At 36.5% G+C, this 26180-nt stretch carries 22 protein-coding genes; 13 read left to right on the top strand and 9 right to left on the bottom strand.

What is annotated here, in order from left to right; all coding sequences use genetic code 11:
- Positions 1–100 precede the first annotated feature (100 nt).
- The 3 genes from EW028_RS16715 (at position 101) to EW028_RS16700 (ending at position 2869) form a co-directional block, all read left to right on the top strand.
- Positions 101–1204 carry a GNAT family N-acetyltransferase gene (locus EW028_RS16715; protein WP_131521678.1) on the top strand — a complete coding sequence of 368 codons (1104 nt, stop codon included), beginning with the start codon at positions 101–103 and terminating at the stop codon, positions 1202–1204.
- Positions 1205–1376: 172 nt separating this feature from the next.
- Positions 1377–1892 carry a GNAT family N-acetyltransferase gene (locus EW028_RS16705; protein ID WP_131521677.1) on the top strand — a complete coding sequence of 172 codons (516 nt, stop codon included), beginning with the start codon at positions 1377–1379 and terminating at the stop codon, positions 1890–1892.
- Positions 1889–2869 carry a S66 family peptidase gene (locus EW028_RS16700; protein WP_131521676.1) on the top strand — a complete coding sequence of 327 codons (981 nt, stop codon included), beginning with the start codon at positions 1889–1891 and terminating at the stop codon, positions 2867–2869. The genes EW028_RS16705 and EW028_RS16700 overlap by 4 nt, the downstream gene beginning before the upstream one ends.
- Before the next feature lie 37 nt (positions 2870–2906).
- Here the strand turns inward: EW028_RS16700 and EW028_RS16695 are convergent, their stop codons facing one another.
- The 3 genes from EW028_RS16695 to EW028_RS16685 form a co-directional block, all read right to left on the bottom strand.
- On the bottom strand, positions 2907–3449 hold the full coding sequence (locus EW028_RS16695) for a GNAT family N-acetyltransferase (protein ID WP_131521675.1): 543 nt from the start codon (positions 3447–3449) through the stop codon (positions 2907–2909).
- Between the two features lie 96 nt (positions 3450–3545).
- On the bottom strand, positions 3546–3749 hold the full coding sequence (locus EW028_RS16690) for a hypothetical protein (protein ID WP_131521674.1): 204 nt from the start codon (positions 3747–3749) through the stop codon (positions 3546–3548).
- A gap of 176 nt (positions 3750–3925) precedes the next feature.
- Positions 3926–5188 carry a dicarboxylate/amino acid:cation symporter gene (locus EW028_RS16685; protein WP_048391960.1) on the bottom strand — a complete coding sequence of 421 codons (1263 nt, stop codon included), beginning with the start codon at positions 5186–5188 and terminating at the stop codon, positions 3926–3928.
- 395 nt (positions 5189–5583) lie between these two features.
- On the opposite strand from EW028_RS16685, the gene EW028_RS16680 reads away from it, so the two are divergent.
- Together EW028_RS16680 and EW028_RS16675 are read left to right on the top strand one after the other, a co-directional pair.
- Positions 5584–7185, top strand: a complete 1602-nt coding sequence (locus EW028_RS16680) for an ATP-binding protein (protein WP_131521673.1) — start codon at positions 5584–5586, stop codon at positions 7183–7185.
- On the top strand, positions 7186–7893 hold the full coding sequence (locus EW028_RS16675; RefSeq protein WP_131521672.1) for a response regulator: 708 nt from the start codon (positions 7186–7188) through the stop codon (positions 7891–7893). It begins immediately after the preceding gene.
- A 385-nt stretch (positions 7894–8278) separates the two neighbouring features.
- On the opposite strand, the gene EW028_RS16670 is transcribed toward EW028_RS16675, so the two are convergent.
- Positions 8279–9526 carry an MFS transporter gene (locus tag EW028_RS16670; RefSeq protein ID WP_048391958.1) on the bottom strand — a complete coding sequence of 416 codons (1248 nt, stop codon included), beginning with the start codon at positions 9524–9526 and terminating at the stop codon, positions 8279–8281.
- 533 nt (positions 9527–10059) lie between these two features.
- Between EW028_RS16670 and EW028_RS16665 the strand changes: the two genes are divergently transcribed.
- On the top strand, positions 10060–11628 hold the full coding sequence (locus EW028_RS16665) for a glycoside hydrolase family 10-like protein (RefSeq protein ID WP_131521671.1): 1569 nt from the start codon (positions 10060–10062) through the stop codon (positions 11626–11628).
- A gap of 59 nt (positions 11629–11687) precedes the next feature.
- On the opposite strand, the gene EW028_RS16660 is transcribed toward EW028_RS16665, so the two are convergent.
- Complete coding sequence (locus EW028_RS16660) at positions 11688–14777, bottom strand: efflux RND transporter permease subunit (protein WP_131521670.1); 3090 nt, start codon at positions 14775–14777, stop codon at positions 11688–11690.
- Positions 14778–14876: 99 nt separating this feature from the next.
- Here EW028_RS16660 and EW028_RS16655 point away from each other — a divergent pair, with 99 nt between their 5' ends.
- On the top strand, positions 14877–15710 hold the full coding sequence (locus EW028_RS16655; RefSeq protein ID WP_131521669.1) for a TetR/AcrR family transcriptional regulator: 834 nt from the start codon (positions 14877–14879) through the stop codon (positions 15708–15710).
- 46 nt (positions 15711–15756) lie between these two features.
- Here EW028_RS16655 and EW028_RS16650 read toward each other — a convergent pair whose 3' ends face one another.
- From EW028_RS16650 to EW028_RS16635, 3 genes are all read right to left on the bottom strand, one after another.
- Positions 15757–16503 carry a protein kinase domain-containing protein gene (locus tag EW028_RS16650; protein ID WP_227744969.1) on the bottom strand — a complete coding sequence of 249 codons (747 nt, stop codon included), beginning with the start codon at positions 16501–16503 and terminating at the stop codon, positions 15757–15759.
- Between the two features lie 330 nt (positions 16504–16833).
- Complete coding sequence (gene rnjA, locus EW028_RS16640) at positions 16834–18501, bottom strand: ribonuclease J1 (protein ID WP_004224711.1); 1668 nt, start codon at positions 18499–18501, stop codon at positions 16834–16836.
- Between the two features lie 5 nt (positions 18502–18506).
- Positions 18507–18716, bottom strand: a complete 210-nt coding sequence (locus tag EW028_RS16635) for a DNA-dependent RNA polymerase subunit epsilon (protein ID WP_004224712.1) — start codon at positions 18714–18716, stop codon at positions 18507–18509.
- 436 nt (positions 18717–19152) lie between these two features.
- On the opposite strand from EW028_RS16635, the gene EW028_RS16630 reads away from it, so the two are divergent.
- Positions 19153–19923 (top strand): Cof-type HAD-IIB family hydrolase, encoded by a 771-nt coding sequence (locus tag EW028_RS16630; protein ID WP_054549831.1) that lies wholly within the window; start codon positions 19153–19155, stop codon positions 19921–19923.
- Positions 19924–19981: 58 nt separating this feature from the next.
- Here the strand turns inward: EW028_RS16630 and EW028_RS16625 are convergent, their stop codons facing one another.
- Complete coding sequence (locus tag EW028_RS16625; RefSeq protein ID WP_131521666.1) at positions 19982–20737, bottom strand: DeoR/GlpR family DNA-binding transcription regulator; 756 nt, start codon at positions 20735–20737, stop codon at positions 19982–19984.
- A 152-nt stretch (positions 20738–20889) separates the two neighbouring features.
- Here EW028_RS16625 and EW028_RS16620 point away from each other — a divergent pair, with 152 nt between their 5' ends.
- Genes EW028_RS16620 through phnX form a run of 5 tightly spaced genes read left to right on the top strand, consistent with a single transcriptional unit; the run spans position 20890 to position 26165 of the window.
- Positions 20890–21642: an ABC transporter ATP-binding protein gene (locus tag EW028_RS16620; RefSeq protein WP_131521665.1), complete on the top strand. Its 753-nt coding sequence runs from the start codon at positions 20890–20892 to the stop codon at positions 21640–21642.
- Positions 21635–23266: an ABC transporter permease subunit gene (locus tag EW028_RS16615; RefSeq protein ID WP_131521664.1), complete on the top strand. Its 1632-nt coding sequence runs from the start codon at positions 21635–21637 to the stop codon at positions 23264–23266. Before EW028_RS16620 ends, EW028_RS16615 begins: the two co-directional genes overlap by 8 nt.
- Positions 23263–24249, top strand: coding sequence for an extracellular solute-binding protein (locus tag EW028_RS16610; RefSeq protein WP_131521663.1), 987 nt, complete (start codon positions 23263–23265; stop codon positions 24247–24249). The genes EW028_RS16615 and EW028_RS16610 overlap by 4 nt, the downstream gene beginning before the upstream one ends.
- Before the next feature lie 13 nt (positions 24250–24262).
- Entirely contained in the window at positions 24263–25363 is a 1101-nt protein-coding gene (gene phnW / locus EW028_RS16605) for a 2-aminoethylphosphonate--pyruvate transaminase (RefSeq protein WP_131521662.1), read from the top strand.
- Entirely contained in the window at positions 25353–26165 is an 813-nt protein-coding gene (gene phnX, locus EW028_RS16600) for a phosphonoacetaldehyde hydrolase (protein ID WP_131521661.1), read from the top strand. The genes phnW and phnX overlap by 11 nt, the downstream gene beginning before the upstream one ends.
- The last annotated feature ends 15 nt before the right edge of the window (positions 26166–26180 follow it).

Below are 26180 nucleotides of genomic sequence, written 5' to 3'. Positions count from 1 at the left end.
ACTACTTTTTTATTCTATTTTTAAGAAAAATTGGAAAAAATATTTGATTTCATCGAGAGAGTTCGATTAAACTTTGACATAAAGAAGGGGGCTAGATGTAATGAAAATCATGTCAACTAATTGTGTAATCGAACAATTACAACCAGAGCATTTTACAGATATACAAAAACTCTACTCTAATAAACAAGTTCGAACTTATCTCGGTGGTGTTCCATCAAACAGCTATATAGAAGCATCTTTTAAAGGCATGCTAGAAGCGCCATTCCCTAATACATATTTATATATTACTTTAAAGGAGACAGGTGAATTTATAGGTCTTGTCTCAATCGATGAATACCATGATAAGGAGTTATATGAGCTTTCCTATCAATTTTTACCTCAGTTTTGGGGGAAGGGGTTAGCTTTTGAAGTGCTCACGCAGGTAATTCAGGATGGTTTGAATTATCTGAATATAGAATCTATTGTGGCAGAAACACAAACAGCGAACAAGGCATCATGTCGCTTGCTCGAAAAATTAGGAATGAAGAATGTACAGATGTTAGAAAGATTTGGGCAGGAACAAGCTGTCTATGAATTAAGTAAAAATAATCAACCGATAAGACAAATCATTGCCCTATCAGGTGGTGGGTTTTCTCAGCAGAACCCTTCATTTATCGATGAGTATATTTTACGACAAACTCAGAAAAATGAACGAGTTAAAATTTGTTTTATTCCCACAGCAAGTAATGATGCACAAGGGTATATCGAGAAGTTTTATACAGCATTCCATCATTGTGATGCAACCCATATCTTGCAAAAAGATATGCATGATAGAAGCATTCGAGAAAAAGTACTAGCGCAGCATATTATCTATGTGGGTGGAGGGAATACAGGTTATCTTCTTGAAAAGTGGCGAGAATATGGTTTTGATAAATTGTTAAAGGAAGCTTATCAAAAAGGGATTATATTAGCTGGCATCAGTGCTGGGGCAATGTGTTGGTTTGAAAAATGCTATAGTGAAAATACATATGATGATTTTGAGGAATGGAATGGCTTAGGACTATTATCAGGTACCTATTGTCCCCATTATAATGATCAAGAGAGAAGGAGGGCATTTGATCGCTGGATAGAAAATCATCCCACATTACAAGAATACACACTCATAGATACTGAGACACTCCATTTTAGGGATGAAAAGCTAGTAGCTAAAATTCAAACCTACTAGAAGGGACGAAGAAAAGTATGAGAATTCCAGCAAAACTAACACTGGGTGATGAGATACGTGTAATTGCTCCAAGTAGTAGTGTACAAGTTTTAAAAGTAGAGTTGGTTGAACAAACAATACAAAAGAATTGAGCATTGAAGTGACTATATTTTAGAAGGAGAGCGTGTTCAACATGATCATACGAGAAACAACCCGACATGACAGTGAACGAATTATAGCTGTTATGGCAAATGCAGAGGCATCAAATTTTATGTTATTTGGACCAGGTGAGCGCAATTTAGCACCTAAGCCATTTGGAGAGTATATAGACAAGTTATATCATAGTCACCACTCAGCTTTGTTCATAGCTGAAATGGATGAGCAGGTTGTGGCGTACTTAATTGTACAAGGCAATGAGCCGTCAAGAATTGCTCACCGTGCTTATCTTGTCATAGGCATACATAGTGACTATAGAGGAAGAAAAATTGGAACAGCTTTATTTCAACACGTAGAAAATTGGGCAATAGTGAATGGTGTACATCGTCTAGAATTAACCGTCATGGAAAATAATGAGGCTGGTGTTGCTTTGTATAAGAAAATGGGCTTTGATATCGAAGGAACGAAGCGGGCTTCGCTGTATGTAGATGGACAATATATTAATGAATACTACATGTCAAAACTATTGATTGGGAAAGGAACTACCGTATGACTTCAAAAATAAACATCGGCATTTATTCCCCGTCCTCCCCAGCAACGGTGACGGCTTTGGAACGATATGAACGTGCTAAAGCATTTCTCGAGAATAAAAATTTTCAAATAGTGACAGGTTCTTTAACTGGTAAAACTGATTATTATCGTTCAGGTTCGCCAAAAGAAAGAGCAGAAGAATTGAATGAGTTATTACGTAATCCAAATGTGGATATGATTATGTCTACGATAGGGGGCACCAATGCTAATAGCATGCTACCTTATATTGATTATGAGGCTTTTCGTCAACATCCCAAAATGGTCGTAGGTTATTCGGATGCAACGGCCGTTCTACTGGCACTTTATGCAAAGACGGGAATCTCAACTTTTTATGGTCCAGCCCTCGTACCTTCCTTTGGTGAGTTTGAACCATTAGTAAATGATACCTTCAAATTTTTTGAGCATTATTTCTTTAAGCCTCAAGCATTACCATACGAAATTCCAATGCCTTCTTATTGGTCGGATGAACCTGTTAATTGGCTAGAGAAGACAGTGGATAAAAAACTCAAGAAGAATGAATGGTTAGCGATTCAGGATGGGGTTGCTGAAGGAAGGTTAATTGGCGGGAATGCCAATGCCATGTATGGATTTATTGGTACGCCGTATTTCCCTAAAATTGTGGAAGGTGATATTTTATTAGTGGAGGACTGCTTAAAAAATGCTGCTGTTGTTGAAAAGAATTTTGCAATGCTAAAATTGCATGGTGTCTTTAACAAAGTTAGTGGGATTATTTTGGGGAAACATGAATGCTACGATGATTTAGGAACGGGTCGACAGCCATATCATATTCTACTTGAACAGTTGGATGGAATAAAGATTCCTATATTAGCAGAGGTGGATATTTGTCATACACATCCTATGCATCCAATTGCGATAGGCAAACGAGTAAGGATAGATGCCACAGCTAAGAAGATATACTGTTTGGAAAGATGGTTGTAATGATAAAGCCTTGCAAATCGTAGCAAGGCTTTATTTTCTAGAGGTTCCTATAATCATCATCAGTGATAGCGTACATTTTTACATGTTGGTATTGTCCCTTAACAAGCATACTTTTCCGTAATAACCCTTCAAACTGCATACCTGACTTCTCCATAACCTTTTGTGAGCCAATGTTTTCTTCAAAGCATCGTGCTTGGATACGTACTAAATCTAATTCATTAAAACCGAAGTCAATGAGTTTTTTTGTTGCTTCTGTTGTGAACCCCTTATTCCAAAAATCCTCAGAAAGCACATAGCCAATTTCCGCGTATCTATGGGTGTCATTAATCGTCACAAAATCAATCGTTCCAATAATTGTGCCTGCATATTCAATACCCCATAACATCAAATTACCTTGCTGATAGCCATTAAAAATTAATGCCATAAAAGCCTTTGTATCCTCTAAGCTCGTGTGTGCTTGCCATGTCACATAACGCGCCACATTTTCACTGGAAGAGTAGTCATACATTGCTTCTAAATCCCCATGTGTAATAGGTCTCAATAGTAACCTTTCCGTTTTCATAATTGGTATTTTACTCATGATTTACCCCCTTTAACAAATAGTATATAAAAAAGTCGACCCATAATTATGAATTAGGTCGACTTTTTATATTTATTCATTTTTGCAGCGATCACATTAAGGATAGCGCTTATCTGTTGCAGAGGAATCCTTCGTTTTGGTTTTATGTTGTTCATCTTTCACTTTTTCATTCAATTCTTCGACAGGTATTGGATCTACTGTTTTCATGTCCTCGTGTTTATCAAAAATGCTTTCTTTATCTGTATCCAATACATCAGGGTTATTCGTATTACGTGTTTTTGCCTGTTTTTTATTATTCATTCACTATCACCTCTTACTATTAACTTTCACTTTTTTACTAGAGTGTAAACATTTTATTTTGGGTGATAGTGTAAGCTAATTGTTTGTTGTCAGCGTCAATCCATAAGGACATAGCTTTTACTCGAATGATAATGAGTATAGTGAAACAGAGATGGCTATCATTTCTACCATTTTTGTTAGGAAGATATAGTGGTCTTTCCCTGAAGTGCACGTTCTTCCATAGCTGTGTCAAACTCTTTTTCAGATTTTGACACGACAACACAAGCTACGCCATTACCAATTAAATTTGTAACAGCTCGAGCCTCAGACATAAAGCGATCTACACCGATTAACAGCGCTATTCCTTCCACTGGTATCATTGGGAAGGCAGCCAAAGTTGCTGCTAATGTAATAAATCCTGAGCCTGTTACACCTGCTGCACCTTTAGAAGTAATCATTAAAATTCCGAGCAGTGTAATGATTTGAATCCAAGTTAGTTCCATTCCATATGCTTGTGCGATAAACAATGCAGCCATGGACAGGTAGATGGAAGTCCCATCTAGATTGAAGGAGTACCCTGTAGGAACGACTAAACCTACAACCTGCTTCGAGCAACCATAGTTCTCAAGCTTTCGCATCATAGATGGCAGAGCTGATTCAGAAGAGGAAGTCCCGATTACTAAGAAAATCTCATCTTTGATATAAGCGATAAATTTAAAGATGTTGAATCCAAAGAACTTTGCAATGGCACCTAAAATAAAGACAACAAATAAAAACATTGTTATATATACGGCAGCCATTAATAAACCTAGATTACCTAAAGATTTTAAACCAAAATTTCCAATTGTATAGGCCATTGCACCAAAAGCTCCGATTGGTGATATTTTCATAACCATACTTACAATCTTGAAGAATATCTCTGCTACTTGCTCAAAGAATGTGATGACTGGTTTTGCGGGTGCACCGATTGAGGCAGCTGCTAAGCCAAATAAAACAGCAGAGAATAGGACTGGTAATAATTGACCAGTTGCCAATGCACCAACTACATTTTCTGGAATAATACTAGAAATGAAGGCACCCAAGCCTTGCTCAGATTCAGCTGCAGCAGTTGTATATTTTGAAATATCAGCATCAGATGCACCTGATGTATCCAAGCCCGTACCAGGACTTACGATTAAAGCAACAGCAATTCCGATTGCTAATGCAATTGTGGAAACTATTTCGAAGTAAAGCAATGCCTTACCTCCGATCTTCCCGACCTTTTTCATATCTCCCATACTGCCGATTCCAATAACAACTGTTAGGAAAATAATAGGAGCAATTAACATTTTAATTAATTTGATGAATAAATCTGCTAAGATTTTCAAGCTGGCACCGAACTCGGGGAAAATGGCTCCGACAATAATCCCAAGTATGATAGCCACTATAACCTGAACAGTCAAATTTTTCAGTAACTTCATTTTTTGCTACCTCTTTTCTAAATTTTCTCTTTGATATCGCTTTCACTAAAAGTATCATAGCGAATATTTCTTTAAAAAAGAGATTTAGAAAATAAGAAACATATCGTTCATTAAGTACATTTACTTACATTTACATATAAATATAGTAATATCAATAACTATCTCTGTTATGGTACGCTATAGTTAATTAATTATTGTTATAATACAAAAACATAGAGTGATAATTAAGTTCTTTTTAAATTATCAGTTTATAATATTGTTCATTAAATTCAATATTTTCTGCTACTTATATCGACTAAATATGTTGTCAAAAGATTTTTTTGCAGATAATCTTAAAACTAAATATGTGTGCCACTGATTATGAGAATGCAAATTTGAAAGGAAGGAATTTTTTAATGATGAAAATGCCTGTGAACGGCAAAATACTGTTAGTGACATTTTTAATCATTGCACTCTCCTTTTTACTAGGTGGTATTTTTTTACTCGGTAACCTATTATCTGAACAGGAAAAAGATTTTGGACAGCGAGCAATGCTTGTGGCAAGAACTGTATCAAATGTACCAGAGCTTAGTGTACATCTGGAAAATGCCAATATAAAAGAATCTGCAAAAAATATTAATAAAATTGTAGATGGCATTAGAGTGATTCATAAGGCCGAGTATATTGTTGTAATGAATATGGAGCGTATTAAACTATCACACCCAGTAAGTAAGGAAATAGGAAAACGCAGTGAGTCGCAGGATTTAAACGCCGCATTTAGTGAACATTATTATGTATCAAAGGCACGTGGAGAATCGGGTGTTATGATACGGGCTTTCGTGCCAATTATTAATGATAAAAGGGAACAAGTGGGCATTGTAGTCGTTGGCTATTCATTACCAGATTTTCTGGAAATGTTACAAAGTTATGAGCGAGAAATTATGATAACTATTGTTATATCACTGATTTTCAGTATTTTCGGTGCCTATACACTAGGACGACATATAAAAAAACAAATGTTTGGGCTTGAACCTCATGAAATTGCAAAAATGTATGTGGAAAGAACAGAAACCTTTAATGCCATGCATGAGGGAATAATAGCGGTAGATAAGGAAATGAATATCACCATTTTTAATGAAAAAGCGGCCGATATTTTAGGTGTTACTAGGAAAATAGAGGACTGTATTGGACAAAAGATTTATGACGTTTTGCCTGATACCCGTCTGCCTGAAATTGTTGAAACAGCAACACCTGTTTATGATCAAGAGCTTTACATTAATCATCATAGTATCTTAAGTAATCGTGTACCTATTATTGTGAATGGAGAGCTAGTTGGTGCAGTTGCTATGTTCAAAGATTTAACAGCTGTGAAAAAGCTTGCGGAGGAAGTAACAGGTGTAAAGGCCTTTGTTCAAGCATTACGTGTACAAACCCATGAGCATAAAAATAAGATTCATACGATTGCGGGACTACTGCAATTGGGACATACAAAGCAAGCACTTGAATATGTTACTGTTACTACTGAAAATGAAGCCTCATTGACGAAGTTTTTAAATGAACGCTTTCATAATGAAAATATTTCAGGTTTGTTATTAAGTAAAGTAAGTTATGGAAAAGAACTGGGTATCGAGGTTGAAATTGATCGGAAAAGTCATTTTAAACGCTTTCCACCTCTATTAGATCATCATGATTTTGTTGTGTTGTTTGGCAATTTAATTGAAAATGCTTTTGAGGCATTAAATGTACTTTCTAAGGAAGATAAATATGTAGCCATCTCTGTAGACGAGCATGATGGCGTCTTAGCGATTGCAGTTACCGATAACGGGATTGGCATGACCAAAGAGGTGCAGGAGCGTATGTTTGAAAATGGATTTTCGTCAAAGGCTAGTGAAAATCGAGGCATTGGCTTGCATTTAGTCTATGAAATTGTAAGAAAAGGCAATGGAGAAATTGAAGTAACAAGTGAATTTATGAAAGGAACAAGTTTCTTAATTTTATTTGAGTTAGGAGAAGTATAGATGGATGTAATAAATGTCTTATTGATTGAAGATGATCCAATGGTACGAGAAGTGAACAGACAATTTATTGAACAAATCAAAGGTTTTTCATTAGTTGGCTATGCTAGCAATGGAATTGAGGGAATTCAAAAAATTAAACAATTAACCCCAGAGCTTGTCTTTATGGACATTTTTATGCCAGAGCAGGATGGCATTATTACGTTAGGGAAAATACGAGAAGAGCATCTTCATGTTGATGTTATTGCTGTAACAGCTGCGAATGATATGCCCACTGTGCAGCGAATATTACACTTAGGTGTCTATGATTATATTATGAAGCCCTTTACGTTTGAGCGGATTGAGCAGACTTTAAAAAATTATCAAAGCTATAGAAGGAAAATAAGCGGCATGCAAGATTTAACTCAGCATGATGTCGATCATTTAATGCAACAACGTCTTCCTGAACAAATTGTAGTAGAAACAACAGGAACGGATGCCATTCTTATAGAAGAACTCCCAAAAGGGTTTAATCGAGCTACCTTAGATAAGGTACTTGCATATATAAAAAAAAGTGGCGAGGCAGTATCAGCGGAGGAGGTATCAGCTTATATAGGTACAGCACGTGTTACAGCTAGACGCTATCTAGACTTTTTAGAAAAGCAGAAACTATTAAAAGTAGATATACAATATGGAAACGTAGGACGTCCTATTCATCGTTATTATATTTAATGATAATAGATTTATTTTAGTTCAATTAGATTAAAGTACGTATTTTAATAAGTTATGGTGAAAAGTGTACAGATAAATTCTAAGCGTCCTATTTCCTAATACATATCTTTAAATTCCTTTAAGGGCAACATCTAAAATTTTTGGATACCGAAGTTGTTGCGTATTGGAAGAGATCTTCATGACCATTTAAATTTTAAATAATTATAATTCAGATATTGTGGGAAGCAAGATGCTAAAGCACAAAAAATTATTCCCAAGACATAAATAAAGATGGAAAAAGCCCTGCATAAAGCAAGGCTTTTTTAACGTCAAGATTCGTTTGAGATTGTGTATAGGCTAAATTTAAATGTTATTTTTTATTAACAATTTTCTTGAAATAAAATCTTCACTTTTTTTCTAGCGAGTCAACATGCTCAGCAGTAGGTTTACCAGCTTTTAATAAGACTTTACTGCCCAGAAGGAAAAATCCTTGGATGAAGAGTAATAATCCTGTACCGATGAGTAGCCACTCAATAGCAATAATATCAGCAATTGGCCCGAAAATTAGCATTCCTAAAGGCATCATAGAGGTAGATATCATACTAAGAATGCCAAATACTCTTCCCATATAGTCACTTTCCACTTTTTCTTGTAATAACACCGTTGCAGGTGTATTAAAGATTGGCATGGCTATGCCAGTAATGGCCATGATTCCGAGGTACAACCAAAAAATAGGAATGACGCCGAGAGCCATTGTACAAAGACCAAATAACAAAGCAGATAATGTCATCGTATGCACTTTATTTTTAAAGCCACCCCATGTTGCGATTGCGATACCACCGATTAACATCCCAATGGCAAAGGCCATTTCGATGGCAGTCAAACGCCATACATCATTGCCAAAAGTTCGTGTAACTTGTAAAGGCGTTAAAAAGGCAGCAGGTGCAGCAAGCAGCATGAAAAAGGCAAAGAACAAGAATAATTGTTTCAAGAAAGCATGCTCTTTAATATAGATGAAGCCTTGTTTCATATCACTAAAATAGCCTGTTGTTTGTGGCTGATTAGCTTTTGCATGTGCAGGGATATGCAGAAATAATAAGAAGATAGCGATGGCAATAGCCGCTGTTGTCACATCAATAAAGAAAATGGATTCAATAGAAGCCATCGTTAATAATGCACCACTTGCCATAGGTGCAAGAATCATGATGAAGGCTTGAATACTACTATTTGCACCATTAACCTTCATTAAATGCTCTTCAGGCACAAATTGTGGCAAAATTGCGCCCACTGCTGGTGTTTGAATACCTGCACCAACTGCGCGTACGGCTGATATTACAAATAGTAGCCAGAGCTCATCATAGCCTATTAAAAATAAAATAGCTAGAATTAGCGTAGATAAGGCAATCATTCCATCTGCTAAAATAATAAGCCATTTACGGTTATAGCGATCTGCCCAGACACCAGCAATAGGTGCTAAGAAGAAGGTTGGTAAAAAGCCACAAATGATCGCGATGGTCATCATGCTGCCTGATTGTGTTGTAAGTGTGATATACCATGTAATGGCATATTGCACAAGAGCAGAGCCAAAAAGTGAAATCGTTTGACTACTTAAAAAAAGTATTGTGTTACGTTTCCAATGTTCCAATTTCGTCATCCCTTTCTAACAGTAGTGCCTGTGTGGAAAGTAAAAGACAACACAAAAAAAGAGGGGAGTAGAAGCCCCCTCTTTTCAAGTATTCCTAAAACAGACTAGACCTAATTCCATTTCCCTTGCACAGCAGGCAAAGCGTACACATATTTAATTAGTAAGATGAAATCGTAGTCTAATTGATGCTGTCATTGGGAATACCCTCCGTTCTATATAAGTTGTGTTGATTGTAGCATAAAGTTCATCTTTGCGTAAAGAAGGAATGAAGCAAAAACTAGGTTGAATTTTAAAAATATGGAAATTGTGAAATTCATCTAATAAAATGACATATTTATCGATTTCTTTAAAGGAAAAGTACGATTCATCGCCTTTTCAGTAGTTTTTAATGGTTAGTATACATATTTTGAATCTATCGGGAACGTTTGTTAGAGTTGAAACTAATTATCTGCTTCATTGATTCCGATAAAGTTGCTTTGGAGACGTGCATATAGCGAGTACTTGTCATATACTAAAATAGAAAAATAGCAAATGGAGGAAATATGAGAAAGAAAAATAGTAAATGGAGAATATTAACTTTAGTCGCGATGATTTTTGTGTTATGTCTATCGACAATCCCTACAAAGACTGCTTTGGCAAGCACGACACAGCCAAAAAGGGAAATGAGGGCTGTCTGGATTTCAACCGTTCTTAATCTTGATATGAAAGCAGGTATGACGAAGGAGCAGTACACGACTTGGACACGCCAAACATTGGATCAACTAAAAGCCAATAAATTCAATACTGTTATTTATCAAGTAAGACCAACAAATGATGCAATGTATGCCTCTGATCTAGCGCCATGGTCATCTTACATAACAGGCAAAAAGCAAGGCACAAATCCAGGCTACGATCCTCTTGCGATCATGATAGAGGAAAGTCATAAACGGGGTATGGAGCTGCATGCTTGGATGAATCCTTATCGTGTAACAATGTCTGGACAAAAACTGACAGACCTTGCTGCTGATAATGTGGCTAGAACACATCCAAACTGGGTTATCAAATATGGTAAGCAATATTATTTAAATCCTGGTTTACCAGAAGTTCAAGACTATTTAGTTGAAGTAGTAAGAGAGCTAGTAGGTAATTATGATATTGACGCAGTGCATATGGATGATTATTTTTATCCATATAAAATTGCTAATGAAGTTTTTCCAGATCAAGCAGCTTTTAAAAACTATGGTGCTTCCTTTAAAAAGGTGGAGGATTGGCGACGAGATAATGTCAACCGTCTTGTAGAAAATCTTTACACGGCCATTAAAGACACAAAACCATATGTTCAATTTGGTATTTCACCATTTGGTGTATGGCGCAATAAATCGCTAGATAAAACAGGAAGCGATACAAGGGCTGGTGTTAATAATTACGATGATTTATATGCAGACGTAAGAACATGGATTCAAAATGGCACAATTGATTACATTACACCACAGATTTATTGGTCAAGAACATTATCTGTTGCGAAATATGGAACGCTGCTAGATTGGTGGAGCCATGAAGTGCAAACCTACGCAACAACACACCCTGTGCATCTATACATTGGGCTTGCTGATTACAAAGTTGGCAATGATAGTGATGCAGCATGGAAAAATAAAATGGAGTTACCAAGTCAAATACTAGCGAATCGTTCGGAAAAGGTAGCTGCTGAGGGGCAAATGCATTTCTCCTTAAGAAGCTTTCAAAACAATAAACTAGGCTATGCAACGATTGTTAGTCAACAATTGTATAATTACACAGCACTGACACCCGAAACAACTTGGGATGATGACACAGTGCCGAACGTACCGACTTTTGTGCAAGTGACGAAGGAAGCGGCAGGTCGCAAGATAGAGATTATAGACGAAAATGAACCACAGCCACGCAAGTATGTCATTTATCGTTTTACAGGAAACAAAGAAGGTTCTTATGATGACCCTCGAAATATCGTGGATGTTGTTTATAATATGGATGGCCTCACTAAATTTGTGGACAAGTCAGCTCTTACTAAACATAGCTATACATACGGCATTAAGGCTGTATCAAATACAGGTGTGGAAAGCAAGGAAGTTTTTGTAGTAATAGAAAATCAATAAAAAGATTAGGATAAAAACAACCACTCACGCAAAGATTGCATGAGTGGTTGTTTTTTTTATTAATTTTCTTCAATATCTTTACGGTTTTTCTTTAACATTTTAGATAGCATTTCATAAACAATTGGTACAACAACAAGTGTTAATAGGGTAGAAGATAATAAACCGCCAATTACAGTAATAGCTAAGTCTTTGGAAATTAATCCACTACCGCCAGTACCAAGTGCCATTGGAATCATAGCACCAATTGTAGCGATGGCTGTCATCAGGATAGGACGTAAACGTGTTGCTCCTGCTTCAAGGATCGCCTCACGCATGGAAAGACCATCATGTTCCATATGAATGATACGGTCAACTAATACGATGGCATTTGTGACGACGATACCAATCAACATCAATAGACCCATCATGACAGATACAGAAATAGTTTGCCCTGTAACGAATAATCCAATGAATGCACCAATTACTGCGAATGGTAGTGAGAAAAGAATAGCGAATGGAGCTAAACCTTCTCCGAATGTTACCACTAGAATGAAGTAAACAATGGCAATGGCTGCTAACATCGCAATACCAAGCTTAGTGAATGTTTCTTGCATATCAGCAGCAACACCAGCAACACCAAGTGTTACACCTTTTTGTAAATCTAATTTATCAATTTTTTTATCAGCAGCAGTAGTGGCTTTTGAAATATCGTCACCGATAATCGTTCCAGATACTGTTGCGAAATATTCACCTTTTGAACGAGATAATGAGTTAAGTGTTGTACCTTCCTCAACATCTATTAGTTCTCCGATAGTCATTGTTGTACCCAATGCTGTTTTAATTTCAGTGGCTAAGACATCATCAAGTGAAGTCGCAGCTGCTTTAGCATCTCGTTGAACGATGACATCGATATCTTTACCATCGTTTTTCACGGTAGTTAATACTTCTTGTGATGTATTTGAATTTAATGCCATCACGATTTGAGCTGTCGTTAGCCCGTATTGAAGGACATTTTTTTGTTCAACTTTTAGCACATGCTCTACATATGGATCTTCATTATCAGATTTAATATCTTCTAAGCCATCCACTTCTTTTAGAGCGCCTTCTACTTGTTTCACAGCATCTCGAAGTTTATCTAAATCATCACTATACAGTGTATAGCTGACTTCGTTTGATGACATCGACATAGAAGAGAAGTTTTGAGACTTCCATTCTCCTGATTGCCCGATGTTAAATACATAGTCTTCAACCTCTTCACGAGCTTTAGGGAAGTCTTCCATATCCGGATCAAAGATAAGGTACATTAAGGCACCGCCAGCACCTCCACCCATCATCATTGCTGATGGATCGACATTGTTCGCATCTGTAATGGAAACTTGTAAAATATCAACATCTTTACGTTTCATTAATTCTTTTTCTACTTTTTCAACATTAGCTGCCGTTTCGTCAGCCAGTTCTCCCGTTGCAGGCGTATACGTTAAGTACATAACTTTTTCTTCTTGTGAGCCCATAAAACTAAAACCAATAAGTGGTGTTAATGCAAGAGAGCCAACAAGTAAAAGAATCGCAAGGACAGATGTAATAATTTTGTGATTTAATACTTTTTCTAAGACACCTTTGTACCAGATAGCAAGTTTACCAACTTCTTTATGTTGGCTTTCAGTCTTCTCACCGTATAACTTTTTACGGAATAAGAAGTGAGATAAAGCAGGTACGATTGTGATCGCAACTAATAATGATGCACCTAATGCAAATGTCATTGTAAGGGCAAATGGCATGAATAATTCGCCTACCATACCACCTACGAAAATAAGAGGAGCGAATACAGCGACCGTTACCAATGTTGAAGAAAGAATTGGTTTGAACATTTCAATTGTTGCTTCACGAATTAGGGCACGACCTGTAAGTTTTTCTTGTTTTAAGTGAATTCGTCGGTAAATATTTTCTACAACTACGATTGAGTCATCGATAACACGACCGATTGCGACGGTAATCGCGCCGAGGGTCATGATGTTTAATGTGATATCCATCCAGTTTAATAGGAGTAATGCCATGAAGATAGAAACTGGGATAGAAATAATTGAAATAATCGTTGATTTGAAATCACGTAAGAATAGTAAAATGATTAATACGGCAATTGCGCCACCAAAGACTGCTTTTTCGATCATTGTAAATACAGAATCTTCTATTGGGGCACCTTGGTCAAGAGAGATCTCTACGTTTAAGCCGTCTAATCGTTTTTCCTCATCCTTCATAAGGTCTTTTACTGCATTAACAACTGTTACGGTATTCGCATCTTGGCCTTTAACGATTTGAATAGCAATGGCATCTTGACCATTTGTACGTGAAACAGATTGCACTTTACCTTCTACTTCAATTTTTGCAATATCACCTAGACGAACGAAAGGTGAAGGATTCGTAGCTGAAGGTGTAACTGGAATTAATAAGTCTTTCAGTTCATCCACTGATTTTACCTTACCGTCTACTGAGACTGCTTGTTCCCCGACAGTAAATTGATATAAACCAAGTGACAGTGACATATCACTTGCTTGAATCATTTGTTTAACAGTATCCTCTGTTAAACCAAGTGCTGCCATTTTTTCTTCATCATATTTAAACGATACTTGTTCAATATGCTGACCTGTGATGGTAGCGGATGCAACACCATCAATCTTTTCGATTTTAGGCAGTAAAACATCTTCAACTGTTGAAGTTAAATCAACAATATCTTCCTTAGAGCTACTTACAGATAAAGCGACTACAGGCATCATGTTCATGCTGATTGCCATAATAGTAGGCTCTTGAGCACCTTCAGGTAGTTTAAGATTATCTAAAGCTGCTTCTAATTGTCGTTTTTTCTCATCCATATCAATTCCATAGTCGTATTCCACTTGAACTTGTGCTACGTTGGAAGAGGAAGTTGAGTAAACAGCCTTCACATCTTCTAAACTTTCTATGGATTTTTCGAACGGAATGGAAAGATCATTCATGACTTGTTCAGGCGTTGCGCCAGGATATACGCCCATGACAATTAAATACGGGATCGAAATATCGGGTATCGATTCCATTTTCATCCGTGTACCCGAATAAATACCAGAGACAGTGATGATAATTGTTAATAACCACACTGCCAATTTGTTCTTTAATACGAAATTAACTAAACCTTTCACCTTCACACCTACCCTTTATTGACTATCTAAATTCAATTATTTATACTAATGACTAATCGGTCATTTGTCAACGAAATGCATTAGGAGAGAGTTAAAAATATGTTAAAAAAGCAATTAATTATGGAGAAAGCGTTAGAACTGTTTTCTGAACAGGGTTTTGAAGCTACGTCAGTACAACAAATTACAGAACGCTGCGGGATTTCTAAAGGTGCATTTTATTTATCCTTCAAAACCAAAGATGAGCTTGTAATATCAATGGTTGATTACTATTTACAGCAGTTTATTACAGATGTTGACCAAGTAGTCAGAGGAACGTATAACAAAGAAACTGTTTTGGTTGAATTTTATAAAAGCATTTTTCAAGCATTCAAAGACCATTCCGCATCCGCACGTGTATTCTTTAATGAAAAGGTCTTTTTAACAAAAAAAGAGCTATTTCATAAAATAACAGCGTATGAAGCAGAAATGTCGAAATCAATTCTCTATATGCTTGAGCAGCTTTATCAGGATCAATTACAAGAAATGAAATATGATGTAATGTACTGCATAAAAGGATTTATGAAGAGCTATGCTGAGCTTTTTATTTTTTCAGATATGCCACTTGATTTAGAGCAATTAGCTAAATCTTTAGCAGAAAAGACAGATATTATTGCCCATCATACAACCATTCCATTTATTACAGCAGATCTTGTGCCGTTTATTGCAAAGCCGTGTGAGCAAGACGTGTCAAAAGATGCTTTACTACAATTATTGGAGCAAAATATAAATCATACTGAGGATTCTATAGAAAAAGAATCCATTGAGTTGTTAAAGCAAGAAATAGAAAATCCTACTTATGGTAAAGCAATCATTAAGGGGCTAATTGAAAATCTACGTGTAGACCCAGCGTATCATTGGATTGCATATGTAACTGCAAAATACTTTAATATTTGAACTCTAGGATAGAATTGTTCACGATTGGCGGTGAACAATTCTATTTTTAATGGTTTTTATCTATGAATGGGGGCATAGATTGCAAGGCCTCTAAAGCACTTGCGAAGGGTTCTTGAATCCATAATAAGCGCTCTAGAAAATCTTGGACTTCGATTGGTAATTTTAATTCCTGCTGCCAAGCTTTCTCTTTTTTCTTGCTTGGCTTGTAGTCTGAGTATAGTAAAAATAATAAAAAATGGCCGACAAAATAAAGATCGCTTATATGATTTTCAGCACGTTTTGGATTTTCAATCGTAGAGATATCGATTTGCTTTTGATAAGTGGTAGCTAGACCAAAGTCAATAATATGCAATTGTTGACCCACTAACAATATATTTGGAATACGTAAATCTCGATGTACAATACCATAATTGTGTAACTGTACAATTTGTTCTAATAGTTGCTTTGTAATAGCAAGGGATTGAGCGATTGTAAATTTGGCACCGTTCTGAAAAATAAGCTGCTCAAAAGTTTGCCCATTAACATAGTCCATGATAAAAAATGGGCTGTCTGAAATTGTTCCTGCTGAATGGATGGTAGGAACATAGGACAATGAAAGTTGCTGGAGTATGTGAATTTCTTGTTGAAATTTATGAATGGTTTTCTGGTGGTGACGATGTTTGGGGCGCAAGCATTTTAAAACAAATAGACTTGCTGATGAGCAATCTTCAATTAAATACGTACGACCATATGAGCCATAGCCAAGAAATTTTTTAAAAGAAAAATCGGGATGCTCTGCTATGTAAAGTTCCACAGCCTGGTCAAAACTTTTTTCGGAAAGTCGTTTCCACCACATTAGCTACTAAAGAAACTCATAGAGCTGAAAAAACTGCGTGAGCTTTTACGAGAGCTACGCTTATAATGCTTGTGACCATAATAATTATGTCGCTTTGAATACCTACTACGGCTACTTGATGAAGAATAATGGCGTTTGGATTTACTATTGAATAAGGAATGAAGAATTTTATCTAGCATAAAAACGCTCCTTTTTGATGTTGTTATTACTATATACGCAAAAATAAAAAGGAGGTTTCAAAAATAAAAAAGAAACTATGTAAATTTTACATAGTTTCTTTTTACGAGGTTAAACCTCCATAATAATCGGTAAGATCATTGGACGACGTTTTGTTTTTTCAAATAGATAAGGTCCCAAAACGTCTGTAATTTCATTCTTCAATTCTGTCCATTGAGGAGTTTTGCTTTGAATTGTTTCATTCAGATGACGGTTTAGCATTTTTTGTGCCTCGTTGATCATCGTACCTGATTCACGCATGTAGACAAATCCACGTGAGATGATGTCAGGGCCAGAAACAATTTTTTGGTTTTCCATATCAACACTTACAACTACAATCACTAGACCTTCTTCAGAAAGAATACGACGATCACGTAACACGATATTACCGATATCGCCAATACCATTGCCATCAATGTAAACATCTCCTGAAGGGATACGGCCAGCTACATGTGCTTCATTGGCACTTAGTGCTAGAACATCACCATTTTCCATAACAAATGTATTGTCTAGTGGAACATCGCAATCTTCAGCTAGATGTGTATGCATTTTTAACATACGGAATTCACCATGGATAGGCATAAAGAACTTAGGCTTCATTAAACGAAGCATCAGTTTTTGTTCTTCTTGAGATCCGTGACCAGATGTATGAATGTTGTTTAATGCACCATGAATGACTTCTGCACCTGCACGGAACAATAAATTAATGATTTTATTAACACTCACGGTATTACCTGGTACTGGTGAAGAAGAAAAGATAACTGTATCGCCAGGCTGTATTTGAATTTGACGATGTGTCCCGTTGGCAATACGTGACAAGGCAGCCATTGGTTCACCTTGAGAGCCTGTACATAAAATCATCACTTCGTTTGCAGGAAGTCGATTGATGCTTTGAGCATCAATAAATGTATCCTTTGGAGCAGTAATGTAACCTAGCTCACGACCAATCGTAATAGCATTGTCCATTGAGCGACCAAAGACAGCAATCTTTCTTCCGTATTTTACGGCTGCGTCTGTGGCTTGCTGTAAACGGTGAATATTTGATGCAAAGGTAGCAAATATAATACGGCTATCCACCTTACGGAAAATCTCATCGATACTTTTTCCAACTGTGCGCTCTGACATTGTGAAATTAGGCTTTTCAGCGTTCGTACTATCAGATAGTAAGCAAAGTACGCCATCACGTCCAATTTCAGCCATCTTTGTTAGGTTGGCTGGTTCACCCACTGGTGTAAAGTCAAATTTAAAGTCACCTGTGTGAACGATATTACCAGGTGGTGTTTTAACAACAATTCCATAAGCATCAGGGATACTATGTGTTGTTCTAAAGAAGCTAACAGATGTTTTTCTGAATTTAATAACATCCTCTTCTTTAATTTCAATGAGTTTTGTTGTACGTAGCAAGCCATGTTCTTCTAATTTATTACGTAATAAGCCAAGTGCAAGCTTACCACCGTAGACAGGAATATTTACTTGACGTAAAAGGTATGGAATACCCCCAATATGATCCTCATGTCCATGGGTAATAAAAAGTCCTTTAATTTTATCGACATTACGTACTAAGTACGTGTAATCAGGAATAACATAGTCAATGCCGAGTAAGTCGTCTTCTGGAAATTTAATACCGGCGTCAATTAAGATAATTTCATCTTGAAATTGAACGCCATAAGTGTTTTTGCCGATTTCGCCCAGTCCGCCGAGCGCGAAAACAGCTGCTTGGTCATTTTTAACAAACTTCATGTTTGTTAAATTTCCTCCAAGACGAAGTTCGGGCTTGCTTGTTCGTACTCTAAGTAGTTACCCTCAAGCAGTTGAATGAACTCGATGTTGTAGTTTCGGTCTTTTAGCTTTTCACGTACTTCACGTTCTGAAGTAGCTTCTAGGTATAGACTTTTAGTATTTTCGCGAACTGGAATCTCATTTGCATTTTCTTGATAATAAACTTTGTAAATCATAGTTTGCTCTCCTTTAATTGCGTACAATTTTCTTGCACCTTTGACTACTACCACACACGTGCTACAAGAAAACAACGAATTTCTTTTATTGAAGAAATGTACGTTTGTAATACTTGTATCTCAATGCTTCAGATGTGCACTATGTTATAAAATTGTATAGGAAGTAGTGAGACAGTGGTTGCGTATAGCCAAATAAATGCATTTCCTTTATATTATCACGCACTTCCTCTAAAATAAAGAAAAGCCCTTCAAATAATGAAGGGCAAATGTTAGGCAATTGATTTTTTTCCGAGTACGCCGCGAAGTTGCTTCAACAATTTCCGTTTGAGTTTCTTCAGCATGGCACATCACTCCTTAGGATCATTATAATTAAAATTATTGTCTATGTAAAGTCATTTAGCTTGAAAGGATAATATTTATGGAAAGGGTTAATAGAATGAACAAAATTTTATTTTTTGATGTCGATGGTACTCTCTATAACAGTGAAAAAAAGTTACCTTCATCTGCAAAAGAGGCACTTTTGACAGCACGACGTAATGGTTATGAATTGGCGATTGCTACTGGTCGAGCACCATTTATGATTGAGTCATTGCTAGAAGAATTAGAGATCGATACGTATGTTACCTTCAATGGCCAATATGTTGTCTATAAAGGTGAGGTTGTCTATACAAATGGGATTGCGAAAGATGAACTAGCTAAAATTATTGCCTTTGGTGAGGCGCGTAACGAACCGGTAGTGTTTTTAGATGATAAACGGATGATTGCCTCAGTTGGCGATCATCGTATGGTAGCTGAAAGCTTAGATACTCTTAAATATCCGTATCCAGAATTAGACTCATCTTATTATATGCAGAACAATGTATATCAAACACTTATTTTTATGGAAGAAAAAGATGAACCTTTATATAATGAAACATTCCCAAATGTTCAATTTGTACGTTGGCATCGTTATTCTTGTGATATTTTGCCAAAGGGAGGTTCGAAGGCTGCTGGTATTGAAAAGGTGCTTGAAAAAATGGGCATCACTTTACAAGATGCCTTTGCTTTTGGCGATGGCATAAATGATATTGAGATGCTACAGGCAGTTGGGACAAGTGTGGCTATGGGAAATGGCCATGAGCGAGTGAAGGCAGTCGCTCATCATATTGCAGACCATGTAGACGAGGATGGTCTCTCTAAAATAATGCGTAAGCTATCCATTATTTAAAAATGAAAAACAACTAGTTGCGAAATTTACAACTAGTTGTTTTTTATTGATTAATGGTCTATGCCATATTGACGGCTTTTATTTGAACACCTTTTTCCGAAAAATGTTGAATCGTCTTTTTGGATAGTGCGTCATCTGTGATAATGACATCTACGTCATCCACTGGACAAACTTGAATCGCTACATCTTTACTAAATTTTGAGGAATCTGTAGCTACGTAGACTTTTTGAGAGATAGAAATAATTTGCTTTCTAGTAATCGCTTCATCCAAGCTAAAATCAGATATGCCTTTTTCAATTGAAACGCCACTAGCGCAAATAAAAGCTTTATTGATATTAAGATGCTCGAAGCGAAATAAAAATTCATTTGATGTCACTGATTTTTCAGAATGGCGTACTTTACCCCCAAGCAGTATAACCTCAATGTTAGAGCCGATTAGATCAAATGCTACAGGTAGTGAATTTGTCACCACTGTTAGTTTTTCCTTGTCCAATAAAAATGGTGTCATTTGATAGGTAGTTGTTCCGCTATCAATGAAAATACATTCCCCATCTTGAACGAGCGAAGCACATGCTTTGGCAATGGCGATTTTCTCTGTTAACTGTTCGTGAAGTCGGTGATCCATTAGTCCTTCTACTGGCTCAATATATTTAACGCCCCCATAAAATTTTTCAATTTTTTTGTCTTGCATCAACTGTTGGACATCACGACGGATCGTTTCCATTGAAACGTTAAACTCTTTTGTAAGTGTTACTAATTTTACTACCTTATGTTGACGTATAAACTGCAAAATTTGGTGTTGCCTTTCTATCATATACATTTCATCACCTCTACTAGATATTTACTCAAAATAATCATAACTTTGTCAACAGTTTGTCAGAATTTACTCAACATTTACACAAATAAGCATTTTCCTTTACAAATAGTCTCTATACTGAAGCTAAGAACTGAGTGAGGTGACCCAAATTGTTAGAGCTAAAAAATATCTCAAAAAGCTATAAAAATAAAAAAGTTTTAGTAGATATCAATGTAACCATCGAATCAGGTGAGATTATTTCATTGCTAGGGCCGAGTGGCTGCGGTAAAACTACTTTGCTTAATATCATTTTAGGACTTGTAGATCCAACTGCTGGTCAGCTTGTCTACAATGGACAAGATATTTCCAAGCAATCAATGCAAGAAAGAGGATTTAATATAGTGTTTCAGGATTTTGCGTTATTTCCTCATTTAAATGCATACGACAATATCATTTATGGATTAAAAAATAAAAACGTGAAAATGTCCAAAGAGGAGATACAAGAATACATTGATTTTTTAGAGCTAGCTCCTCATTTGCATAAGAAGATTCATGAATTGTCTGGTGGGCAAAAACAACGCGTTTCCATTGCAAGAACACTCGTGATGCAACCTAAAATTCTATTATTAGACGAACCACTAAGTGCACTAGATGGCGTTATAAAAGAATCTATAAAGGAGCGTATTAAATCTATCGCCAGTGAATTTAATTTGACGACAATTATCGTGACACATGATCCAGAAGAAGCCCTTACCTTATCAGATAAAGTCATCATTATTAATGAAGGTACAGTTGCTCAATTTGGCACACCTCATGAAATTGTTACAGCGCCCAAAAATCAATTTGTAGAGGATTTTATCTTAAGGCAGCTTCATATTAAGCGCCATAACATCTATCAATTATTTGGAGAAACATATGCTTAAAACGAATAAAATAATGAAATTAATTTTTCTACCGATTCTACTATTTTTTCTATTCTTTTTAATTGTGCCATTGCTTTATATGTTTTGGCAGTCATTCAAAATAGGCAATGTCGTGACCACTCAAAATTATATAGAAGCTTTACGGAATATCGAAATTCGTGAAGCTTTTACGAATAGTTTTAAAGTTTCTTTTGTAGCATCAGTGATTACAACCATTTTAGCCTTTTGGTTGGCCTATGCTGTTCATTTTACTACGATGCATCGCCATACAAAAAAGCTAGTTCAAATTGGAATAACCTTGCCGATGCTACTGCCAACCATCACCTATGGCTTTGTATTGATTTATACATTTGGGAATCAAGGAATTCTAACAAAATTAGTGGGGCAGCCTCTTTTTACAATCTATGGGTATAACGGCTTGGTGATCGGTTACGTCTTATACACATTACCAGTTGCTTTTATATTAATGCAAAACTCCATGCAATATATCGATAAGCGGTTTTTACTTGTTTCAATATTAATGCATGATCAGCCAATGCGTCGTTTTTATCATACCGTATACCGCCCTATGGTTGGGACAATTGGCGGGGCATTTATTTTAACATTTGTTTTAAGCTTTACAGATTTTGGAATCCCTGCATCAGTTGGTGGCAATTACAGGGTAATAGCTACTGAGCTCTACCAAGCCATGTTAGGTTCCATTGTACATTTTGAACGTGGAGCAGTCATTTCAGTGTTAATGCTAGTACCTGCTGTATTAGGTGTTGTCATGCTAACGATTTTAGAGCGCTTCAATTTTCAATATAAACAGGTTGGGCAAAGTGAACTTGTAAAGCATCGTTTACGAGACGCGCTATTTACAATTTATTCAATTCTCAGTGTAACAGCTGTATGTATTATTTTTTCAACCATGTTTATTGTGCCTTTTACCAAAGGCTATCCGTACGATTTCAGCTTTACATTAGAGCACGTTCAAAATGTACTTGCAGAAAAAGATTTAACGAAGGTTTATATCAATTCTCTCATCGTAGCGGTTCTAACAGCCATATTCGGTGTGGGCATAACATTTATGTCGGCGCTTCTTAATACAAGGACACCATTAAAGGGAAGAAAAAGCTTAGATGTAACTTCTATGATGACAAATACAGTTCCAGGTATGGTACTTGGATTATCCTACTTATTTTTCTTTAATGGAAGTTCTTTAAAGGGTACTTTTCTGATCATTATCGCATGTAATATCGTGCATTTTTTTACGACACCTTATTTAATGGCGAAAAATTCATTGCAAAAAATGGATCCTACGTGGGAAGTGACAGCTGAGCTGTTAAAGGATTCGTGGTTAAAAACCGTGATACGAATTATTTTACCGAATATTAGGCCAACGATTTATCAAATGTTTAGCTACTATTTTTTAAATGCGATGGTTACAGTAAGCGGTGTTATTTTTCTTGTCAGCACAAAGACAATGCTTGTATCGACAAGGATAAAAGAGCTACAGCATTTCGCAAAGTACACTGATATTTTTGTTTTATCGATATTCATTTTATGTACAAACCTCATTGTGAAATTAGGTTGTGATTATATAGCAGCACATAAAGAAAAAACGGAGGAGATTACAAAATGAAGAAGTCAACAGGCATGATGTTAGGGACAGTAAGTGCAGCAGCAGTCGTTTTAGCTGCATGTGGAGGGGTAGCAGCAGATTCCAAAGAGCAAGTTATCATTTATTCAAATGCTGATGATGAAGCTATTGAAGTGATGGAAACTACATTGGATGACAAGGGCTATAAAGGTAAGTATTTAATCCAGTCGTTTGGTACTTCTGAGTTAGGTGGAAAAATGATGGCGGAAGGGACAGATATTGAAGCAGATGTTGTAACAATGGCTTCTTATTTTATAGAAAGTGCACAAACCTCAAAATCCATGTTTGTGGATATTTCTTCAGACTTAAAGCCTCTTGATGGGAGTGTTACGTATGCATTACCGATTTTAGGCAATGTAGGCTCTATCTTTATTAATACAGAGGTATTACAACAAAAGGGGCTATCTATTCCGAAATCCATTAAAGATTTGACAGACCCTGCTTATAAGGATTTAGTGTCATTCCCAAACATTATGGACTCCTCAACAGGGTGGCTTCTAGTACAAGCTATTATAAAGGAATATGGTGAAGAGGAAGGGAAAAAAGTTCTAGCAGAGTTAATTAAAAATGCAGGACCACATATTGAAAGTTCAGGCTCTGGCCCTATTAAAAAGGTGAAAACAGGAGAAGTTGCTGCAGGCTTTGGTTTACGTATCCAAGCTATTGATGCCAAAAACGAAGGGTTACCGATTGATTATATTGACCCGACAGAAGGTAATTTCACTTTAACGGAATCTGTCGCTGTTGTAGATAAAGAAGGTGAGGAAGCATTAGCAAAAGAAATTGCAAAGGTAATTGCAACAGAGGCTCGTGATGGTCTTCTAGAGCAATATCCTGTAGCTCTATATGAAGGAGAACAAGTAAAGGACGAGCACGTTCCTACCTATTTGAAAAAATGGGATACAACCTTAACCGTAGATTTATTAGAAAAACACCAAGCCTTCTTTAAAGAAGCGCAGCGATAAGGAGTTATAGCAGATGAGTAACTATAAATTATTGACGCCAGGTCCATTGACAACAACTGAAGCAGTGAAACGAGAAATGTTAAAAGATCGTTGTACATGGGATGATGATTATAAAAATGTGACACAAGTGATTCGTAAGCAACTCTTAAAATTAGCAAAAGTTGATGAAGCTGATTACACTACGGTACTAATGCAAGGAAGTGGAAGCTTTGTAGTAGAGTCTGTACTCACAACAGCAATTGGTGAAAATGATAAGTTGCTGATACTAACAAATGGTGCTTATGGTGAAAGAATTGTTGAAATGGCTAAAGCCTTAAAGTTACAGCATGTTGTTTATAGTGCTCCTTTTGATGAACAGCCCTCCTTGTTAGAAGTTCAATCCTTCCTTGAAAGAGATAGGAGTATTACTCATGTAGCTCTCGTACATTGTGAGACGACTACTGGTATTTTAAATCCTATTAAAGAAATTGGGGAAGTTGTTCATTCGTTCAACAAAACGTTTATTGTAGATGCCATGAGTAGCTTTGGAGGCGTACCAATGGATTTATCAAGCTTGCATATTGATTTTTGTATTAGTAGTGCCAATAAATGTATTCAGGGTGTGCCAGGCTTTGGTTTTGTTATCGCGAATACAAGAGCACTGGAAAAATGTAAGGGACAAGCTCGAAGTGTTGCATTAGATTTGCATAGTCAGTGGGAAGTAATGAAGCAAGATGGGAAATGGCGTTTCACATCGCCTACACATGTAGTGGCAGCTTTTGCTAAGGCGCTTGAAGAGTTGAATGAAGAAGGCGGAATTCATGCCCGCTACAAACGCTATGCGTATAATAATCAACTACTTCGCTCTCGCTTGTCAGTGCTGGGATTTAAAGCGTATATTTCGGAGGAGCTTCAATCACCAATTATCACAACATTTTTATTCCCGTATAAAGAGTTTTCTTTTGAGCATTTTTATCAAGAAATAAAAAATGCAGGTTTCGTTATCTATCCAGGTAAGCTGACGGATGCCGATACATTCCGTATTGGCAATATTGGTGATATTCATGAGGAAGATATTCTTGCATTATGTGAAAGCATTGAAAATTATATGGTGGTGAAAAACAATGAAAATTGAGACGGTTATTTTGGACTGGGCAGGCACAGCAGTTGACTTTGGTTGTTTTGCCCCTGTTAATGTTTTTTTAACAATTTTTGAAGATGCTGGTGTAATAGTTACACTGGAAGAGGCTCGTAAACCAATGGGGATGCTGAAAATTGATCATATCCGCACCATGCTAGAAATGCCAAGAATTAAAGCAGAATGGCATCGTGTACATGGACAATCCTTTACTGAAAAGGATGTACATGTATTGTATAATCATTTTGAAACAAAATTAATGGAGTCTTTGGCGACCTATACAGATCCTATCCAGCACGTGAAAACAACCGTACAGCAATTAAGAGATGCAGGTATTCGAATAGGCTCTACAACTGGCTATACAGATGCAATGATGGAAGTAGTGACAAAGCATGCTACTGACAAGGGCTATCAACCTGATTTTCTTGTAACACCAACACAGGTTGGTGATAAAGGGCGACCATATCCATATATGATTTTTAAAAATATGGAGGCATTAGGTTCGCAAGCGACGAAGCGAGTTGTGAAGGTTGGCGATACAACATCAGATATAAAGGAAGCCTTAAATGCAGGTGTTTGGGCTGTTGGCGTTATTATTGGAAGCTCAGAAATGGGACTATCCGAAGAAGAATTCAATGCCCTATCTTCAGAAGAACAGCGACAAATCATAGAGAAAACAAAATGTGTTTTTGAAGAATCTGGCGCTCATTATACAATTGAAACAATGGCGGAGTTGCCAGCATTAATTGAAACGATCAATGCTCGGTTAAATATGGATAGACAATTAGAATATAAATAATAATTAACCTCGGCA

The organism is Lysinibacillus sp. OL1, assembly GCF_004332175.1.
Classification (GTDB): Bacteria; Bacillota; Bacilli; order Bacillales_A; family Planococcaceae; genus Lysinibacillus; species Lysinibacillus capsici.
The sequence above is the reverse complement of the archived record's forward strand: the minus strand, read 5'-3'. Positions and strand labels throughout refer to the sequence as shown.

Excerpts from the sequence above, each read along its gene's own strand:
- EW028_RS16635 (WP_004224712.1), bottom strand. The coding sequence starts at position 18,716 with ATGATTTACAAAGTTTATTATCAAGAAAATGCAAATGAGATTCCAGTT.
- EW028_RS16610 (WP_131521663.1), top strand. The coding sequence starts at position 23,263 with ATGAAGAAGTCAACAGGCATGATGTTAGGGACAGTAAGTGCAGCAGCA.
- EW028_RS16700 (WP_131521676.1), top strand. The coding sequence starts at position 1,889 with ATGACTTCAAAAATAAACATCGGCATTTATTCCCCGTCCTCCCCAGCA.
- rnjA (WP_004224711.1), bottom strand. The coding sequence starts at position 18,501 with ATGAAGTTTGTTAAAAATGACCAAGCAGCTGTTTTCGCGCTCGGCGGA.
- EW028_RS16690 (WP_131521674.1), bottom strand. The coding sequence starts at position 3,749 with ATGAATAATAAAAAACAGGCAAAAACACGTAATACGAATAACCCTGAT.
- phnX (WP_131521661.1), top strand. The coding sequence starts at position 25,353 with ATGAAAATTGAGACGGTTATTTTGGACTGGGCAGGCACAGCAGTTGAC.
- EW028_RS16695 (WP_131521675.1), bottom strand. The coding sequence starts at position 3,449 with ATGAGTAAAATACCAATTATGAAAACGGAAAGGTTACTATTGAGACCT.
- EW028_RS16675 (WP_131521672.1), top strand. The coding sequence starts at position 7,186 with ATGGATGTAATAAATGTCTTATTGATTGAAGATGATCCAATGGTACGA.
- EW028_RS16685 (WP_048391960.1), bottom strand. The coding sequence starts at position 5,188 with ATGAAGTTACTGAAAAATTTGACTGTTCAGGTTATAGTGGCTATCATA.
- EW028_RS16680 (WP_131521673.1), top strand. The coding sequence starts at position 5,584 with ATGATGAAAATGCCTGTGAACGGCAAAATACTGTTAGTGACATTTTTA.
- EW028_RS16705 (WP_131521677.1), top strand. The coding sequence starts at position 1,377 with ATGATCATACGAGAAACAACCCGACATGACAGTGAACGAATTATAGCT.
- EW028_RS16715 (WP_131521678.1), top strand. The coding sequence starts at position 101 with ATGAAAATCATGTCAACTAATTGTGTAATCGAACAATTACAACCAGAG.
- EW028_RS16665 (WP_131521671.1), top strand. The coding sequence starts at position 10,060 with ATGAGAAAGAAAAATAGTAAATGGAGAATATTAACTTTAGTCGCGATG.
- EW028_RS16615 (WP_131521664.1), top strand. The coding sequence starts at position 21,635 with ATGCTTAAAACGAATAAAATAATGAAATTAATTTTTCTACCGATTCTA.
- EW028_RS16630 (WP_054549831.1), top strand. The coding sequence starts at position 19,153 with ATGAACAAAATTTTATTTTTTGATGTCGATGGTACTCTCTATAACAGT.
- EW028_RS16655 (WP_131521669.1), top strand. The coding sequence starts at position 14,877 with ATGTTAAAAAAGCAATTAATTATGGAGAAAGCGTTAGAACTGTTTTCT.
- EW028_RS16670 (WP_048391958.1), bottom strand. The coding sequence starts at position 9,526 with ATGACGAAATTGGAACATTGGAAACGTAACACAATACTTTTTTTAAGT.
- EW028_RS16625 (WP_131521666.1), bottom strand. The coding sequence starts at position 20,737 with ATGATAGAAAGGCAACACCAAATTTTGCAGTTTATACGTCAACATAAG.
- phnW (WP_131521662.1), top strand. The coding sequence starts at position 24,263 with ATGAGTAACTATAAATTATTGACGCCAGGTCCATTGACAACAACTGAA.